The sequence below is a fragment of the Ruminococcus sp. RTP21358st1_G6_RTP21358_211008 genome (assembly GCF_040908885.1).
In the GTDB taxonomy this organism is placed as follows: domain Bacteria; phylum Bacillota; class Clostridia; order Lachnospirales; family Lachnospiraceae; genus Blautia_A; species Blautia_A faecis.
This window is the reverse complement of the sequence record NZ_JBDGDM010000008.1, coordinates 69,146-86,790: the sequence shown is the minus strand read 5'-3', so window position 1 is coordinate 86,790 and position 17,645 is coordinate 69,146. Positions and strand designations below refer to the sequence as shown.

Annotated in this window: 18 protein-coding genes and 1 pseudogene; 3 read left to right on the top strand and 16 right to left on the bottom strand. The window is 38.4% G+C overall.

All coding sequences use genetic code 11. The annotated features are described in order from the left end of the window. Positions 1 to 340 precede the first annotated feature (340 nt). From AB5Z12_RS04875 to AB5Z12_RS04860, 4 genes and pseudogenes are all read right to left on the bottom strand, one after another. Positions 341 to 1,120 (bottom strand): YibE/F family protein, encoded by a 780-nt coding sequence (locus AB5Z12_RS04875; RefSeq protein WP_173735496.1) that lies wholly within the window; start codon positions 1,118 to 1,120, stop codon positions 341 to 343. Continuing rightward, positions 1,120 to 2,217: a YibE/F family protein gene (locus AB5Z12_RS04870; RefSeq protein WP_148462497.1), complete on the bottom strand. Its 1,098-nt coding sequence runs from the start codon at positions 2,215 to 2,217 to the stop codon at positions 1,120 to 1,122. Before AB5Z12_RS04870 ends, AB5Z12_RS04875 begins: the two co-directional genes overlap by 1 nt. A 438-nt stretch (positions 2,218 to 2,655) precedes the next feature. After that, entirely contained in the window at positions 2,656 to 2,820 is a 165-nt protein-coding gene (locus AB5Z12_RS04865) for a hypothetical protein (protein WP_173735495.1), read from the bottom strand. Next, a pseudogene (locus AB5Z12_RS04860) lies at positions 2,795 to 2,998 on the bottom strand (ABC transporter substrate-binding protein); the annotation flags it as partial. The pseudogene AB5Z12_RS04860 and the gene AB5Z12_RS04865, both read right to left, overlap by 26 nt. A 209-nt stretch (positions 2,999 to 3,207) precedes the next feature. Here AB5Z12_RS04860 and AB5Z12_RS04855 point away from each other — a divergent pair. Next, positions 3,208 to 3,660 (top strand): Fur family transcriptional regulator, encoded by a 453-nt coding sequence (locus AB5Z12_RS04855; protein WP_243284573.1) that lies wholly within the window; start codon positions 3,208 to 3,210, stop codon positions 3,658 to 3,660. A gap of 7 nt (positions 3,661 to 3,667) precedes the next feature. Here the strand turns inward: AB5Z12_RS04855 and AB5Z12_RS04850 are convergent, their stop codons facing one another. The 8 genes from AB5Z12_RS04850 to AB5Z12_RS04815 all read right to left on the bottom strand — a co-directional run bounded on the left by AB5Z12_RS04850 (position 3,668) and on the right by AB5Z12_RS04815 (position 12,226). After that, on the bottom strand, positions 3,668 to 3,967 hold the full coding sequence (locus AB5Z12_RS04850) for a hypothetical protein (RefSeq protein ID WP_173773250.1): 300 nt from the start codon (positions 3,965 to 3,967) through the stop codon (positions 3,668 to 3,670). Between the two features lie 53 nt (positions 3,968 to 4,020). Continuing rightward, positions 4,021 to 6,882: a glycoside hydrolase family 3 C-terminal domain-containing protein gene (locus tag AB5Z12_RS04845; RefSeq protein ID WP_173773251.1), complete on the bottom strand. Its 2,862-nt coding sequence runs from the start codon at positions 6,880 to 6,882 to the stop codon at positions 4,021 to 4,023. Between the two features lie 33 nt (positions 6,883 to 6,915). Continuing rightward, positions 6,916 to 7,566 (bottom strand): DUF3786 domain-containing protein, encoded by a 651-nt coding sequence (locus AB5Z12_RS04840; protein ID WP_148462499.1) that lies wholly within the window; start codon positions 7,564 to 7,566, stop codon positions 6,916 to 6,918. A gap of 19 nt (positions 7,567 to 7,585) precedes the next feature. Further along, positions 7,586 to 8,335, bottom strand: coding sequence for a P-loop NTPase (locus tag AB5Z12_RS04835; protein ID WP_148462500.1), 750 nt, complete (start codon positions 8,333 to 8,335; stop codon positions 7,586 to 7,588). Positions 8,336 to 8,402: 67 nt separating this feature from the next. After that, complete coding sequence (locus AB5Z12_RS04830; protein ID WP_118580931.1) at positions 8,403 to 8,597, bottom strand: hypothetical protein; 195 nt, start codon at positions 8,595 to 8,597, stop codon at positions 8,403 to 8,405. Between the two features lie 16 nt (positions 8,598 to 8,613). Next, positions 8,614 to 10,431, bottom strand: coding sequence for a nitric oxide reductase activation protein (locus AB5Z12_RS04825; RefSeq protein WP_148462501.1), 1,818 nt, complete (start codon positions 10,429 to 10,431; stop codon positions 8,614 to 8,616). Positions 10,432 to 10,437: 6 nt separating this feature from the next. Beyond that, on the bottom strand, positions 10,438 to 11,370 hold the full coding sequence (locus AB5Z12_RS04820) for an AAA family ATPase (RefSeq protein ID WP_148462502.1): 933 nt from the start codon (positions 11,368 to 11,370) through the stop codon (positions 10,438 to 10,440). A gap of 85 nt (positions 11,371 to 11,455) precedes the next feature. After that, the gene (locus AB5Z12_RS04815) at positions 11,456 to 12,226 is read right to left on the bottom strand and encodes an AAA family ATPase (protein WP_118316228.1); all 771 of its coding nucleotides are present in this window, start codon (positions 12,224 to 12,226) and stop codon (positions 11,456 to 11,458) included. Positions 12,227 to 12,394: 168 nt separating this feature from the next. Here AB5Z12_RS04815 and AB5Z12_RS04810 point away from each other — a divergent pair, with 168 nt between their 5' ends. Next, positions 12,395 to 13,042 carry a TetR/AcrR family transcriptional regulator gene (locus AB5Z12_RS04810; RefSeq protein WP_015542174.1) on the top strand — a complete coding sequence of 216 codons (648 nt, stop codon included), beginning with the start codon at positions 12,395 to 12,397 and terminating at the stop codon, positions 13,040 to 13,042. Here the strand turns inward: AB5Z12_RS04810 and AB5Z12_RS04805 are convergent. Both AB5Z12_RS04805 and AB5Z12_RS04800 read right to left on the bottom strand, forming a co-directional pair. Beyond that, positions 12,964 to 13,590 (bottom strand): DUF3786 domain-containing protein, encoded by a 627-nt coding sequence (locus AB5Z12_RS04805; protein WP_148462503.1) that lies wholly within the window; start codon positions 13,588 to 13,590, stop codon positions 12,964 to 12,966. The genes AB5Z12_RS04810 and AB5Z12_RS04805 overlap by 79 nt on opposite strands. A 40-nt stretch (positions 13,591 to 13,630) precedes the next feature. After that, positions 13,631 to 13,963 (bottom strand): hypothetical protein, encoded by a 333-nt coding sequence (locus AB5Z12_RS04800; protein WP_015542172.1) that lies wholly within the window; start codon positions 13,961 to 13,963, stop codon positions 13,631 to 13,633. Between the two features lie 228 nt (positions 13,964 to 14,191). Between AB5Z12_RS04800 and AB5Z12_RS04795 the strand changes: the two genes are divergently transcribed. Next, on the top strand, positions 14,192 to 14,641 hold the full coding sequence (locus AB5Z12_RS04795; RefSeq protein WP_148462504.1) for an Rrf2 family transcriptional regulator: 450 nt from the start codon (positions 14,192 to 14,194) through the stop codon (positions 14,639 to 14,641). A gap of 545 nt (positions 14,642 to 15,186) precedes the next feature. On the opposite strand, the gene AB5Z12_RS04790 is transcribed toward AB5Z12_RS04795, so the two are convergent. Both AB5Z12_RS04790 and tpiA read right to left on the bottom strand, forming a co-directional pair. Next, positions 15,187 to 16,521: a tyrosine-type recombinase/integrase gene (locus AB5Z12_RS04790; protein ID WP_148462505.1), complete on the bottom strand. Its 1,335-nt coding sequence runs from the start codon at positions 16,519 to 16,521 to the stop codon at positions 15,187 to 15,189. A 206-nt stretch (positions 16,522 to 16,727) separates the two neighbouring features. Then, entirely contained in the window at positions 16,728 to 17,480 is a 753-nt protein-coding gene (gene tpiA / locus AB5Z12_RS04785) for a triose-phosphate isomerase (RefSeq protein ID WP_118580952.1), read from the bottom strand. Positions 17,481 to 17,645: the final 165 nt, after the last annotated feature.

Genomic DNA, 17,645 nt, shown 5'->3' with positions numbered 1-17,645 from the left:
TGTTGTCGTTTCCCTCTGCCAATTCTGCAGAGGCGACCTTTCTTTTCAAAGTATTTTCTTTTGTTAACGTGGATTTTTCTCAATTTTTACATATCCTTAATCATTATGCCATAATCATAGGCTGATTACAATATTTGATTAATTTCAAATTGTAATTTTTTGCGGTTCAAAATTTCCATTTTTCTGTATAATCTGACGAAATATATGGTAATTTTTATTTCTATTCAGCTTACTGACGATAAGTAGATACCATTATGCAAGAATCTTACACACAACCGGCATCTCTCTTATCAGTGACATCACTATATATGAAATTCCCATCTTCTGATTACCATGTAATTTAAGCGTTTAATTGCTTTTTATCTGGATTAATATGTCTGATCTGCCAGATAATGCATTTAATTGATACTGGAACTGCAACAAGACAGGCAATAGCACCAAATAGCATAATCGCAACATCCTGAAAGAGGAATCTGGAATTGAGAATGATTTCCAGACTATATTTTTGTGTCTGCACATAGGAAAACAATAAAATACTCCCTCCAAGATATGCAAAAAGCAATGTGTTTACTGTTGTGCCTATAATTTCTTTTCCCACCTGATACCCTGTTGAAGTAAGTTCTTTCTCTACCAGACTGTTTTTATGAGTCCAGACTTCATACACAGATGACGTCACAGATAGTGCAGTATCAATGACAGCTCCCAGAGTGCTGAAAACACTTACAAAAACAGCCACATGAAGCATATTAATACTGATATCTGTGTTGTAATAGTACATAAAATCCTCTTCTGAAATCTGAAGTTCATTTAAGCCATAACTTCCTGTTCTCCACGTAATAGCAAAAATCGGAATAAACAGAATCAGCATTACAAACAGTGTAGCCAGAAAGGCAGCTCGCGTTTTGACATTATTTCCATTCTGATAAAACAGAGAATTATAACAGACACCTGCTCCTGCCGCCAGTATCAGAAGCAGTGCGGGAAAACCAGCTAACATCAATATAACCGAAAAAAACAGAATAATAATATTACCTGCCAGTGCCATGATTGAAACAGCTCCACGTTCTCCTCCAATTGTAATCATCAAAAAAAGCAGCACTAATGTAAGAAAAAGAATCATTATTTTCCACTCCTTTTCAGTGATGGTATTTTCATAATAATCGAAGCAATTAAAACAGATACTGGTATTGCCAACACTATTCCAATACTTTCTATCAGAAAGCGACAGATATCATATGGAATGTGATATCTTACAAGCGTTATAAATCTGATCTCATTATTCATTTTAAGAATAAACATTGGAATCATGCCACTTACAAGAACAAATAGCAGTACATTTATCATGGTTCCCATAATATCATATCCGATTTCCCTTCCCGAATGTATCAGCTTTCTTATAGAAACTGATGGATTTTTGCGAACAATTTCACCAGTTGCTGCACTTATAGTGACTGTTACATCCATAATCGCTCCAAGCCCTGTCAGCATAATATCTGTCCAGAATATGTCGGCTGAATTACTCATGCTTCCAAGGTATTCCAGATTAGAATAATCTAAATCTCCATACCTGTGAATAGAAAAATCAAACAGCATCATAATCAGGAAAAGAACACATAAAGTCGAAAGAACAGCAGCCCATGTTTTCCTGTGAATTCCATTCAGACAGATCAATGTAGTCAACGAAAAAAGAAGTGCAATTACATTACATATTCTCAGAATATTCTTTCCATCTCCCAACAGTTGAAATCCGTACGCAAAAATCAATGTATTCAGTATCACTGATACGATCGTATAACCCCCCTGTTTTCTCGTAATATAGATCAGAAGAATAATCAGACCACCCACCAGTACGACCAGATAGATGTCACGTTTTACAGAACGTATAGTTTTTCCAGGTCTGTCTTTTGACCCATTCAGAAGTACCGTATCTCCTTTATGGTATTTCTGCGTCTGAACCTGTGAAGAAGTGTATTCGTTAGAAAGTGTAATTTCTTTACCTTTATATGCACCGTTCAATATCCGGGCTGTAATTTTCTGAGTATAATAGTGTTCTTCTGCACCTCTGGTTCCTTCTCTGCTCATGGTTTCCATTTCTGATACAGAACATATTTTTGCCAGAGGAGTGTGATAGAATCTGGCATTAAAACAGGTAAATATAACACAGATAATATAAATGCCAGCTAAAAGATATTTTTTATGAGATAGACAAAATTTCATTGAATTTATTTTCTCCTTCCAGATTAATATTTCTGCCAATATCGCATTGTACGCTTTTATTCGATGTTGGTCAATGTAAATTGCAGATTATTTGCAAATATTGTTGGCATTTTGATACTGTTCACTGGTAACATTCCGCGAGGTGTTTTTTGTGAACAAAGTTCACAGAAAACCCGAGAGTTGCGGCGCGAAATCATGCAAAGCATGATTTCTGTGCATCGCGAAGCGCGTTACTGTGAACGGAGTGAACAGTAACGGCATTTTTTTCTGTCCCGCGCCAGCATCTATAATACAAATAGTTTGCATTTACACAAAATTATTTTCTATTTCCGGAGTTAATAAATGATAGATAAAAGGCCCCAAAGCTCTGTTTCAAACATTCTGATGGAGCAAAATATATACCTTATAAATAGTTTTCTTGAATCAAGCTATCTCTGTTTAATAAATAGGATAAACATATTCCTCTTCTGACGGCTCTGCGTCTTCTATATCAGTGACAGTAATTTCCATCCCTTTATGTTTGTCATAGTGATATGTACCTGTTACATTTATCCATGCATCCTGCGTCAAATCAGAAGGCAGGTACCATATTGGTAACCTCAATCTTATCCCCTCCAACCTTTGTTGCAAAATCATACATAGGATAAAAGCTTGCCATAACATTTATTTTTTTTCCAGAAGAAGTATCCTCAGTTTCTGCTGCATATGCCAGATTAAAAGAACCAATGCCAAGTGCTATTGTAGCTGCAAGTGCTGTTCTAGTTAATAATTTTTTTCTCATAATAAAATCCTTTCTGCACAAACCTGATGTGCCTGAAAATAAAATTTCAAAAGCATATTATCTCATCCGCTTAAAATAAGCGCAAACCATTTGCGTTTATTAAAATAACGCATAGAATACCGGCCGTCAATAATATTTGCAAATTATTTGCATTTCTGGAGCATAATTGACTTAGGCGAAATAAAAAGATACAATAGAAAAAAGCACATATGAAAGGAATAAAGAAAATGGCTGAGCGAAAACCCTATACTACAAAAACAAGACAGATTATTCTGGAGTATTTGAAGTCCCAGAAGGCTGTCACTGTCAGTGTGGCTGATATTGAAAAATATTTAAAAACTGAAGGAATTAAGGTAAATACAACAACTGTATACCGATATCTTGACAAGCTTTGCGCCGAGCATATTGTAATCAAATATCCGGATCTGAACAGTGATAAAGCTGTGTTTCAGTTTGCAGGAGAAGAAAAAAAATGCACAGAACACCTACATCTGAAATGCATCAGATGTGGCAAGGTTGTGCATCTTGACTGTGACTTTATGGATGAATTTAAAGAGCATTTGTATAAAGATCATGGCTTCCGGCTGCATTGCAGCGGAGATATGCTTCATGGCATCTGTCAGGACTGTGAAAACAAAAAAATTTCTTCTCCACAGAGCTGACTGTCTTTTAGTAAACAACAGTTTCCCCGTCTTCCAGCATATCATAGTTAGAAACACCGTACGCTGTTAATTGGCCACGCATCGTAAAGCGTGTAACTGATGCATGAGCAACATTATCCATATGTGTCAGATAAAGCTTCGCCTCTGGTGCTGTCAGCGAAACATTCCATACATCCTCAGCACCCATAATCAAACGGCCATTTTCCTTTGTTTCAGCAGCACAACACGAGATGGAAAACCTGTCAATTTCTCTGGTCTGCCAGACAGTTTTTCCACTGAGGATCGCTGCCTTTTCTTCTATTGTCATCTTTTCAACCAATTTTTACTGTTTCATAATTGTTTTCCATCCCACTTTCATCCTTATTCAGCATTCTTTCTTTTCTTATATCCTCTAATTACCAGTACTTCCATTCCTGCCATGAAAAGGGCTATTACAGTGTCGATACCAATTCCTGCTTTTTTCCAGTTTTCCATACCTGTTTCTTCGTGTTCTCCATCATAAGCCCAACTGCTTACAACTGTATACATGACATTTTTGCAGGCATTTCTCATCTGAAGTACAGATGTTGGATGCTCTGGATTGGCTACATTGTTCTCTTCTCCATTGAATGTAGACAACATTACATCTACTCCATTCGCCAAAGCTGCATCTGCATTCATAAATCCATGACCATTGTTTCGGAAGAAGTCTGTAAGCGCCATTCCCCTGAATCCCCATTCATCTCTGAGAACTGTATTCATAAGGTTACTGCATTCTCCAGTCCATTTATCTCCAAGGAAACTCCAGGAAACCATAACCGCATTTGCTCCACCTTGTTTTACAGAAATCTCGAATGGTTTCAGATAAATTTCCCGGATTGCCTGCTCATTCGACCAGACACTTACCATTTTGGCATTACCTTCATACATAGCAAAATGTTTAATGTAAGAATAAACTCCGTATTTTCTTGCTCCTTCTACTGCTTTTGCTCCCATATTTCCTGAAAGAATTCCATCTTCTGAGAAATATTCATAGTTTCTTGCACCAAATGCGGTTCTATGAGTATTCATACCTGGTGCATACCAGCCCTCTGCACCCATTTCCTGACTGATCTTGCCCATGCATTCACCCCAGGCCTGTGCAAGTTCCTTATTCCATGTGGATGCAACCACAACTTCAATTGGGAATCCAATAGAACCAACTCCTGTAAAGTTGTTATTAATTGCTGCTGGTCCATCAAAATCAAGTGTAGCCACTTTTCCCACAGAATCCATGGCTGCTGTCTGATAACCAGCCATTGCAATCATATTTGCCATTTCATCAACAGTAAGCTGATCCAGAAGTTTTTCCCAACGAGGATCGTCATAATCAGCATCACGCATATCAGCTAATGTAAGTCCATTATCTGCTCCCGTTGTCGGCATTACATCCTCATCATTGAGATATGTAGTCTTATCAAAATTGCTGTTCAGATGATATTCAGAAACATATGGCTCACCCAGCTCTGCAGATGCCGGTGCTGCTGTAGCCTCTTCATAATTTGCAAAATGATCTGCTCGTGATAAATATGTCACATCGCCTTTTGCATCTTCAAATACATTTGTTGCTGCAGTATCATCTGATGCTCTTTTATTTTCTCCCTTATATACTACATCTTTATCTGCAGTATAAGTTTTCTGATCCAGCACAGTGTGTGAATCACTGTTAATAGAGATTACATAGTCACCTTTTTCAAGAACATACGCTTTTGCATTATTCTCATCATAGGAGGCCATATCTTCTATACTAAATGTAACTGTAACAGTCTGAGATTCTCCCGGCTGAAGCAGATTTGTTTTTTCAAACTCAATTAGATTTGCAGAAGATTTCTCAATTCCTCCATTTGTATATGGCGGTTTATAATACACTTCTACTACATCTTTTCCGGCAACATCTCCGGAGTTGGTTACTTCTACATCTACAGAAATCTGTCCGTCTTTTTCCTCCAGTTCACCCATTTTCTGTTCAAATTCTGTGTAACTCAGACCATATCCAAATGGATACTGTACAGTCTTGTCGTAATCAATCGCACCTTCCTGTGCAGCTGTTTCATAGTACTTGTATCCTACATAAATGCCTTCCACATAATTGGTAAATGCCGGAGCATACACCTGCGCAGTTCCTGCGTTCATTCCTTCAACAGCCATATCTGCCAGATTTGTATACTCTGTTTTTTCTGCATTATTCCACCACGGAGCAGTCGTCATATCATAAATAAATGTATCCGGTGTTTTTCCGGAAGGATTGACTTCACCTGAAAATACTTTACCAAGTGCATTAAATCCCACATTTCCCGTTCCTGGGCACCATACAACAGATTTAATCTGAGGATATTCATCTGCGAAACCAAGTTCAAACTGATTTGCTCCATTATAAATTACAATGACATTATCAAAGTTTGAGCAAACCATATCCACCATATCTCTCTCAGTTTGTGAAAGCTGTAAATAATGCTCTCCCTCAGGAAAATCATCATATTCATCAGAATTATTATCATATGCTGCTTTTCTTACATCCATAGGAATATCATTATGACCTTCACCTGCTTTTCTGGAAAGAACCACAACTGCCACATCAGAATACTCTTTCGCACTTTTAATAAGCTCATCACTGTATGTATCTACAGGTGGCTCCGGTAATGTCCAGCTCTGTTTCTGGATAGACATTTCCGGATCATCTGCACCATAATTGTTATAAAAATCAACCAGTTTCTGGTTAATAGAAAATCCGGCATTTTCAAGTCCCTGATTCAGACTGACAATATCATACAGATCATTAATTCCACCGGAACCAGCTCCTCCGTAAGCCGGATTAATAGATTCCCAGCCAAAAATATTCAGTTTTTTTGTTTCATTTAAAGGAAGCAAGCTTTCATTCTTCAGAAGAACAATTCCGTCTTCCATAATTTCTTCTGCCACTTCCGCAGCTTCTTCATTTGTTTCATCGCTTAAAGTTCCATTTCCCGTTGCAAGTCCAATCAATGTAGCCATTGGTCCAAAACAGATCATATTCACGCAGACAACAACAGCAAGAACCATTGCGATCACAGCTTCTCCTCTTATCAGAAATCTTTTGTCCCTGGACATCCTGCGGCATGCAACCATAATTACGATTCCAATTACAAGTGCAGCAATAATACCGATAATATATGGTTTGCATAATTGTAATACCGCCAAAACATCTTCCATTTCAACACTGATCATTCTCTTTTTCCTCCTTTAACTCCCTCGTCTTTTTCAGGTATCCTTTTCTTCTTGTTTCATATAATCTAATATAACATCTCCAAGATACGCTACATCCTCAGCTGCAAATGCCATTGGAAAATTATCAGAGAAAAGAATTTGTGCAGAAGGTGGAAATTCCTCATCACCTGACCATAAAATAAAACATAATTTTAATTCACGAAAAACTTCAAATTCGTAGGATACATCTCCATACTTTTGGCGTATCCCTGCCAATTTTTCCATTAATCTTTCAAAAACATCTTGTCTATTTCCATATGTTTTCGCGAGCCTCATAATACAACGCCCATAAAACTGCCTATAATAAACCTCTCCCCAAGGAAGATCACGATAGGACAAAAGATCCCCCGCAGCTTTCATATAATCTCCCTCTGAAAAATATCGTAACATCAAGATTTTTGCATGAATATCATTACACAAAATCGCATCTTTATCTGATTTATCTATGCAATGAATTTCGAACTCTGGATAACTGATCGTGTATGTGTTCTGCATAAACTTTATTATAAATGACTTGCTATTATCATCAAATGGTATATCCAGCCGACTTGTAACACCCTCTGGATTTACATTCTGAAACTCCGCAAGGTAGTATTCATATGGTTTCATTTCCAGATTATGTTTTTCATAGTAATCCTGTAACATTCTAAATCTCCTTATTCTGTTAAATAGAAAGTAGGAATTCTGTTAAGTTTTCAATAGCATCTGGTTTTTCTGACAGTTCTTTCCCCATCAGCCCCTCTCCCATAATGCCAGGATCCGCACTAAGAGATACAGCGACTCGATTTGAATTCCATACAGCTTCATACATCATTTCCTGATTCTCTTTTGTTACTTTATTGAGAACGTAATAAAATGGTTTTCGAATACTTTCCGATAATTCCCCGATTTTTTTGGAAAGCTGTAGGGATTCATAGGATGGATCTATGATTATCAATATCAAATCTACACCGTTATCAATTCCACGTCCAAAGTGTTCAATACCAGCCTCCATATCCATTAGCGCAAATTGGTCTTCTGTAAGCCTGAGATTTTGGATAAATTGAGTCATAACAGTTCCCATAGCACAAGAACACCCTTCATTTGCTTGATGAATTTTTCCACTGGTCATCAGTTTTACACCGTCCTTCAGACTATAATAATCTTCCGGTATATCATCTATAGTCCAGGTTTTCTCAAAAAACTGATGAGTAAATTTTGATAACATCATATCATTTAAAACATTTTGCTTACCACCGAAATAGTCTGTAAAATCTCTGGGAAGCTTCATACCTAGCTGTCGGTGTAGACCATAATTAGATTCATCGGAATCAATTACCAAAATTTCTTTTCCTCGTCTGGCTAAAGCCTTAGCCAACAGACTGGTTACTGTACTTTTTCCACATCCACCTTTTCCACAAACTGCTATTTTCATCTCTATATTTACTCCTCTTCTTTTTTCTAAATAATAAGAATTACATATGACCATACTTCAAACTGTCTTACTCCACTTCCTCCAGTTCTGTTCCTTCTGAAAGAATATATCCGCAGTTATCGCATACTCCGTCCTCTGCTAGTATCCCGTCTTTCACAAAGGCTTCAATGCCTCCCTGTTCATGACAGCGTGGACAATCTAATTCCTGTATCTTTTTCTGATTTCTTACATCCTGGCAAGTGGAAAATTCAATTTTACCCATAGTGATTCCTCCATTTTCATTCCATATCAATTTGTCTTCGCAAAAAAGTTCCTACCATACGGGAAAAATTACTGATATTACGAATATAGGCAAAGTCTTTTCCATAAATTCTCTTTTCCACAGAGAGCTCTTCTTCATTCCCTACAAAAATACCAATTACGAAAATTCCCTGATTTCTGGCCCGACGCACCTCATATGCAGTATCTTTCACAGCTCCTTCTCCGTCATAGATCCTGGGCTGGCGGGTTCCTGGTCGTTGTATGCTCATATCACAGGGTTTTCCATCACTTAATACGATTAAAATCTTATTTTTTTCCGGTCGCTCCATGAGAGAGGAAGAGACTGTTTTCAGTGCAAGCCCGTCTCTGTTATTGGCATATGCCCGAAATTGAAAGATTCTTTCATTTGTTTCCCTTGGATCTTCATAATCCCGAAATCTCTGAAGTACTGTATATCCCCAGAAAGCACAGTATCCTGTCACCCGATGAGGAATTCCTGCCTGGCTTAATGCTTCACTGATAATATATCCCTGCGCCGCTACCTGAGCCTGTCTGCCAGCCTGGGAACCACTGGAATCAATCAGGACGTCTATTACAAACTCAGAATCTTCTGATCTCTTTTTTCTATTAAATAACTTGTCATCGTCTGTTCTTCCAATTTTCCATAACCTCTCAGGAACAAGCTGCCCTGCATCAGATCTGCTGACAAAATCATCCTTTCGGATTATAAACGCCCGTTTCAGTGACTCTGCCAACACAGAAATATTTCTTTTGATGATCCAGTGATTATTTCCATAATAGGCTTTATTTTTTTCAAACTGCAGCTGAGAAAAACGGTATTGATTATTTTTTATCACAGGGTTCTGTAAAATTCCATCTGTAAGATACAGGATACAGTTTTTGTGGATTCCTGTACAAAATTTCCGGTTGACTCTGGCCTGCTCCGATTCACTTAGATACGATTTTCCGTAATTCAGTTCCACATATTCCCGTATCCGTCGCACTGCCTGTGGATTTAAATTCTCCGGGCTTTCCGGAACTTCTTCATTTTCCGGAGAGAAATAAAGTCTTTTTTTCTTTTTGTTTTTGATATCCAGACTCATCATCTTTTTTTTGAGATTAGAAAGATATTTTTGAATGATGTCTTCCATCTGTTCATCCGTCATGCATTCCTGCCACGCGTCATTGGCCAATGCCATATCCGGTAAATTAAGAATCTTCTCCAGATTTCCATTCCTTTTTTCAAAAGAAGGATCCAGAACATGATTATAAATCTCATCTATCACGTTTATGACATCTTCCGTATTTTCCGCATTCTTCAGAGATAGAATCTTGTACAATGCAATCTCTGCCTGTGGATCCATTCCCTTATCGTCTGTGTTCTCCAGAACATGCCTTATATACAGAAGCCTGATCCTGTGAATCAGGCCTGTTCCAGCTTTGTCTGATACCTGCTCTTCCTCGGCCTTTTCCAATTCTCTGAACGCCCATTCTCTGATTTCCTTTGTTCCCAAACGTTCTCGAATGGTAAACCGATTCACTGCAGCATCCATGCATAATCCAGCAAGAGGTAAAAGCATATCTTCTCCAGCAGAAAAATGTAATTTTTTCATCAAATACATGCCAAGTTTCTTCTGATCAAAATATCGTGCAAAAGCACCCTGTTTCACTGCCTCATACAGAACCGTTTGTTTTGAATAAACATATTTTTCTGTGTCCGGTTCAAATTCCGTATCATAATCACCACTGACTGTCCAAAAAAGATTTCTGATACGATTGCTGATCTCCAGATGATGTTCTTCCAGTTGTTCCGCCGGCCATCTGACATCCTCCATACAAGTTTACCCCCATATGTCTTTTCCGGTCCAGGAAGATGGGATTCTGGTAGAAACCACATCTTCTACGATCTCTTTTTCAAATACATCAAAACTTTTATTTATGATTCCCATCTGGATTGCATCAATTGGAGAAAGTCCGCTTCTTGTTGCTTTTACAGCAGAAACCAATCCTCTCAGGTCAAGAGATTTTGTTGAGATTTCTCCATGATAAGCTTTGATCTGCAAATCCAGAAACAGTCCTGCAAAAGCTTTCAGTGCACTTTTTTCCCCATCTGGAAAATGTTGCCTTAATATAAAAAGGACACTATCCTCATCCATTTCAGGCATATCGATTACCATAAACCTTGAAACCAGTGCTTCATTTAGTTCTCTGGTACCTGCGTAACCATAATTCATCGTACCGATAAATCGTGTTGCCGGATGAAGTAAAATCCTGTTATATCCTGGAATATCGATTCTGCGCCGATGATCCAATGTGGCATGCAGTACAGAAACGGCATCATTTTTTGCCATATTGATTTCGTCCAGGATTCCAAATCCTCCAAATTCCGCGCATTGGTAGATAGGGCCTTTCCGAAGGCGAACCTCATTATTTATAAAGGTATCCGTTCCAATCAGATCGGCACTGTCTGTATTTACATGAAAAGAAATGTCGTATTCCGGTCTTCCGAATATCCATGCCAGTGTCTCACATAGTACATTTTTTCCTGTAGCTTTCACACCGGAAAGTAACAGGTTATCTCCCTGAAGAAGTGCTGCTATTGACATTTCCAGAATCTTTTTCCCATAAAATAGGATATCCGGTTTTTCTACTCGTTCCTTTACCTGATCCTCTACCTCATAACGCATGTGAAAATCTCTCAGTTCTCCAATCAGTTCCTGCGCTATCTTCTGGTCTTCTAAATATTTTTCTATTTCTGTCCAATGACTTCTCATGAAGATTTTCCTTTCTTTGCAATTGGTTATACCAAATCAAATAATATTTCTGTTTACTCAATCTTCAAACTTTCAATCCTCCAACTCACAATCCTAACTTCTTTACAATTTCTCCCAGTGCACTTCTTACAGGAGAATCTTTCGGAAGCCGTATGATCGGCTTTCCATCACAGTCATACTGATATACCTGGTCATCATGTGGTACAACGCCTAACAGTTCCAGTCCCTGATTTCGGATTTCTTCCAGAGTTCCGGCATCCAGTTTTCCATCTGGAACACGATTCACGATTAGTCCAGTTTTCTGTGGTTTAAAGTTTAACTCCTTCATCAGCTTCGCAATACGTCCGGCTGCCTGAACACCTCTTCTGGAACAATCGCTTACAAGAATGGCAACTTCCATCATTGGCAGGATTCCTCTGCTGATATGTTCCATACCTGCTTCGTTATCAACCACAATATATGGATAATGGCTTTGCAGTTTCTGAACCTGGGTCTGTACAAGACCATTTACAAAGCAATAGCAGCCCTGTCCCTGGGTTCGCCCCATTACCATCAGATCATAATCATCTTCTTCCGCAATCGCATCAGAAAGACGCATTTCCAGATATGCCTGTTTCGTCATACCAGATGGAATCTGATATCGTGGATCTACGCCTGCCCGCTCAATTTCCTCTCTCAGCTCCCCAAGTGTGACCTCCGGCTCAACACCGAGCACTTCGTTCAAATTTGCATTTGCATCTGCATCCACCGCCAGGACCGGACGTTTTCCGCTTTCACATAAATACTGGATCAACAATCCACAAAGAGTTGTTTTTCCTACGCCACCTTTTCCTGATACTGCAATTACATGTCCCATGTTTTTCCTCCTAAAATTCTGAACAATCTGTTGACTTTTTCTTTAAACCTCATTATAGTTGTTACTATATAAATTACAATAATCAGTCTGTGAGATTTGTATGGTTACTCAACACATCAGAAAAATTGTTGAGAAATTATATGATACTAACTAATACAGGAGTATATAATGTCAGAAAAAACGAGAAAACAAGATCGCCGTACCCGCTATACCAGGCAAACCATAAAAGATACGTTCTTAGAATTGTTAAAGCAGAAAAGTTTTACGAAAATTACAGTTACAGAGATCTGCAAAAATGCTGAAATCAACCGTGGCACTTTTTATCTTCATTACTACGATATCCATGATGTATTATCAGATATTTTTAATGATATGACTCAGGATATGTTAACAACGGTAGATCATTTATTCTGTCTAAATCAAAAAAGCTGTTCCTATCCGTTCTGTCAGAAAATACAGATGGAATCACAATACAGGGCACTGTTTCTGGATGATGCAATTGCCCCTATTCTTCTGGAAAAAATAGCAGAAAATACAAAAGAAGGCTATGTGACCTGGCTTATGTCACACAGCCTCCTGACCTTTGAACAGGCAGAATCGGTTTTTTATTTTCAAATGAATGGCTGCCTTTCCATCAACAGACTGATGCTCCGCAATCACTGTAATGACTGGAAACAGATTCAGACAGTAATCGACAAATTTATCAAAGCCGGGCTGGAAAGTTTTCTGATTCATGATCAGAGAGAAGAAAAGGCTTCCGATAATTTTTGCAGCAAAATTTCTCCAACTGTTACCGCATCTTCTACACTTAGATAATGATCGGCATGATCCTGAAGAAATATTTTGCCAGATACAGGAAATTCTTCATCTGCAAACCATATTTTTAAAGTTACCGGATATCTTGGCAGAACTGGAAAAACAGCACACAAATCCGCCTTTGTCTCTGTAAATTCTGCACCCAGGTTTTTACATGCTTTCTGAATTTTCTCAGGATCTTTATCCTGCAAAAGCTTTTCCAGTTTCTGCTCTGCGGTCCGGTCAAACTTGGTTCCTCGAATCAATCCATCTTTCAGGTTACCAAAAGTAATGAGCTTCTGTGAACCTTCTGTTCCATCGGCCATATCCAGATAATGCAGCAATGTCAGATAATGCCATTCGTCCATGTTTGAGTTAATACGAAACTCAGGGAGTTGAATTTCAATCGTTTCATAAAAACTCAGTACTTCAAGCACATTTCGGCTGCTATGAAAAACAGCCCCACTTTTTGCAGCAATCTCCTCTCCAGAACGATTTTGTAACCGTTTTACTGCTGCCAGCAGCATTTCCTGAAATGCACGATTTTCTGTTTGATTTTTGTATTCCATAACTTCCCCTTTGCGAACATTTTATCGCATCATATAATAATCAATGTTTATGCAAGAATTTGGGTGGTTTCATAAATCTGGCTTTGTCCGGATTCTCTTTCATCCATTCCCGGGCAAAATCCATTACCTCAGTCATAGTTTCATAATCTTTTCCACAAAAACAGCAACTTGGGCATGTTGGACATGGCCATCCCTTATTTTTGAATCTGCATGCGTCTAAATGTCGGTATGCTCTTAATAAATTTGCTTCATATTCTTCTTTAGACTGTGAAGCTTCCCTGTTTTCACGATAATAAAGGTGATACATTTTTTTAGTCATATGTTTTTTGATTCTGGTATATAAATTTCCTTTTAATTTGTCCACAATCAGCATATTATACAATCCTCCGTAAGTTTTATTACTATGTTGACTTTTCCTTTAAATTTCATTATAGTTGTAATTATATTATTTACAATCATCAAAATAAAAAATATGTACAATTTCTCAACACATTAAAAAGAGCTGTTGAGAACTTGGGATGTTTTTGACAAACCAGAAATATTTTCGCCTCAAAAACGTGAAACCAAAATCATTATATCATACTACAAGGAGTTTCTTATCATGAAATACTCAACGAAATTAAGCGATACTGTCCATGTAATGGTTCTGATTGCTATCAACCAGGAAAACTCACTCTCCAGTGCCTCAATTGCAGAAAGTATCCATACAAATCCCGGCTTTGTACGCCAGCTCATGTTAAAACTAAAAAAGGCCGAACTTATGACCAGTGTAGCCGGACATGCCCGTCCTTCTCTTTCAAAACCAGCAGACCAGATTACGTTGCTGGATATTTATAAAGCAGTGGAGGGCGAGAAACCGCTACTTCATTTAGATACTCATACCAACCCTGATTGTGGCGTTGGCATTAATATTCAGTTGTCCTTGCAGGGATTCTATAATGAAATTCAAAAAAACACTGAAGAAAAGATGAATACAATTACTTTACAGGATATCATAAATACTTATTATCAGCGAACATCCATGCAAAATGATTTACAAAATATTATATAGCAGGAGAAACGAGAATGGACTTCCAGATATGGATTATCTTCTAAATGATGAAGAATCTGATAACGATTTGGCGAGTAAAATTTTTATATTTTCTAATCCAGGGATTTTCTTGTTATCATGCCCGCCTCCGTGCGGGCATTTTTAAATTCAGCAGCGCACCACAGGCGGTCTTTCCTGTACAGAAAAAAAGAAGCGTTCCTACAGGCGCTTCTTCTTACCATATTAGGACTTCGATCAAAAGTTAGTAGGCCACAAAGTGGGCCATTTTTCAAAAAATTACATGAATTTATATAGAGTTTTATCCAAGTCGGAAATCCGCTAAATGCTCTAGCTATCAGCGTCTAAAGGCATTTAACAACTTATATGGACATTTATGAAATCGGCCTCGTAATAACGATACCTAATTTCATTGCTTCTGCCTATCCTACACCAATTTATGAAAATAAAAAGATCCAGAATTGTGAAATTCCAACCCGACTCACAATCCTGGATTTTTAAATATGTATTGCCTAATTTCCATGTAACTTCCATAAGGCACCTTATCCTCATTCGAATTTTTCTTTTAATTTGAGATACATTTTATACAATTCTTCTTCCTTGCTCTGAACATCGGAATCTTTTTTGTATTCCTCAAGAACGGCCTGGGATGGTGTCATAACACTACTAAGTGCTTCCTCTGTAGCATGTGTGTACACATTCTCTACACTGATTGCCTTATGCCCCATTTTTAATGCAGTATTCACTACATTTGCATTTTTTGCAGTATTCGCCATGGTATCTGCAGTGTGTCTGAGTGAATGAAGACACAGCCCTTTCATCTGACCGCCTTTAGTGAGATGCACATCTCTGTCAATATTAAGCTTGTCACATAATTCCTTAAAGCACACTTCCATAGAAGCATTTGAACGTCTCTTACCATTAGCAAATGTTGGATAGAGCAAGTCATCCGGATTGTCTTTACATTTAAGTCGGGTCTGCTCCATCATATACAATACACATTCCTTGCATAGATCCGACATCATTATGAACCTGGCTTCTCCATTTTTGGGAACTTTTGTGTAATATTCTATCCCTTTTTCCTTATCATTATCCTTAAAACGAACAGATCGTGCCTCTACAATATGAATCTTGTTATTCTCTAGATCCACATTGTCATTTCTCAAAGCGGCAAATTCTCCGATTCTAAGCCCTGTTTCCAATAGAAATAATACAACAACCGGATACTGTCCCATATTATTTTTGTAGGCATAATAAAATTTCTGAATGTCTTCTGGCGTGAATACTTCTTTACGATTTTTGATATCATCTTCTCTTTTCTTGTCGTATTCATCAGAGATTTCCTTTTTTACTCTCACCTGGGCAGCATAATTCTCTTTAAGCAAGCTCCGATCAACCAGCCATTTACAACAGCGTTTACATAGCTGCATCGGCAGAGAGCAGGTTTTCTTACTCTTTAATTCTAATATCGTGTCAAAATACCGTTCAAATTCCACAGCATTCAGCATATGAAGCTGGTACTTGGATATTGGAAAATCAAAGAAATTCCGGTTCATGTTATTAATATATGTATGATAGCCGCTTCCAGTTATATTGGGCTTTACCTCTGTCTCAATATATTCAGACATATATTCGCCAAAGGTCTTGGCTTTATTAATCTTTGTATCTCTGCCTCTCTCAATTTCCTTCTCCCAGGCGACAAGATCCAGCTTTGCTTTTTCACGGGCTGCCTTTTCTGTTTCTCCCACTCGTTTAATTCTTTTGGGTTTCCCGGTCTTTGGATTAATGTATTTGCTTTGTACTACACATTCATATTTTCCGCTTGGCAGTTTTCTTACATTGCCTTCACCATTTTCTTTTCTACCCTCATAGTTCTTCGCCATTTACTTCCTCCCCTGTAGCAATTATCACTTTTTTGAATGACAGTGATTTTTCTTTCCAAAAGTGATACCAAAAGGTGATAGTAGGTAAATTATAAAACGCCCCTACCCACAATTCAATTGGTAATATTTACCAATCAACCTTGTGTTTAGGGGCGTTTAATTACTTCTTGCTTGGACACATTAGCTAAAAAATAGCTATTATTTTATTATTTGTTATAGTTTACGATATCGCCGAACTCTGGTTTCAGGGATGCACCGCCTACAAGACCGCCGTCGATGTCTGCCTGAGCAAATAACTCCGGAGCTGTCTTAGCGTTTACAGATCCGCCGTACTGGATGCGGATTGCTGCTGCAGTTGCCTCATCATAGATCTCAGCGATGCAAGCACGGATTCCTGCGCAAACTTCCTGAGCCTGCTCAGTTGTAGCTGTTTTGCCAGTTCCGATAGCCCAGATCGGCTCGTAAGCGATAACGGCTGTTTTAGCCTGATCAGCTGTAACGTTCTGGAAACCAACTTTAACCTGCTGACGGATAAAGTCCATAGTTACGCCCTGCTCTCTCTGATCAAGAGTCTCTCCACAGCACATAATTGGAGTAATTCCGTGCTCAAATGCTTTGAGCATTTTTTTGTTTACAGTTTCGCTTGTCTCAGCGAAGTACTCTCTTCTCTCAGAGTGTCCGAGAACTACGTATTTAACACCAGCGTCTGTAAGCATGTTCGGGGAAATCTCGCCTGTGAAAGCACCTTTCTCCTCGAAGTACATGTTCTCAGCACCTACCTGGATGTTGGAGCCTTTTGCAGCCTCAACTACAGGAAGAATATCGATAGCCGGTACGCAGAATACTACGTCAACGTCATCGTTTGCTACTAATGGTTTTAAAGTTTCTACTAATTTAACTGCCTCACTTGGAGTCATGTTCATTTTCCAGTTTCCGGCAATGATTTTCTTTCTAGACATTTTATATATCTCCTTTTGTATGATAAGGAAGTCCGATTCACTAAACGGACATGTCGCCGGCAGGCGGCATCACCATATATGAAAGTCAGCTGGTCTGCGCCGTTAGCCTGCTCTCATTAAGTTCCTTCGAACCAAATCCGCACATAATTCAAGCTGCGCTTACAG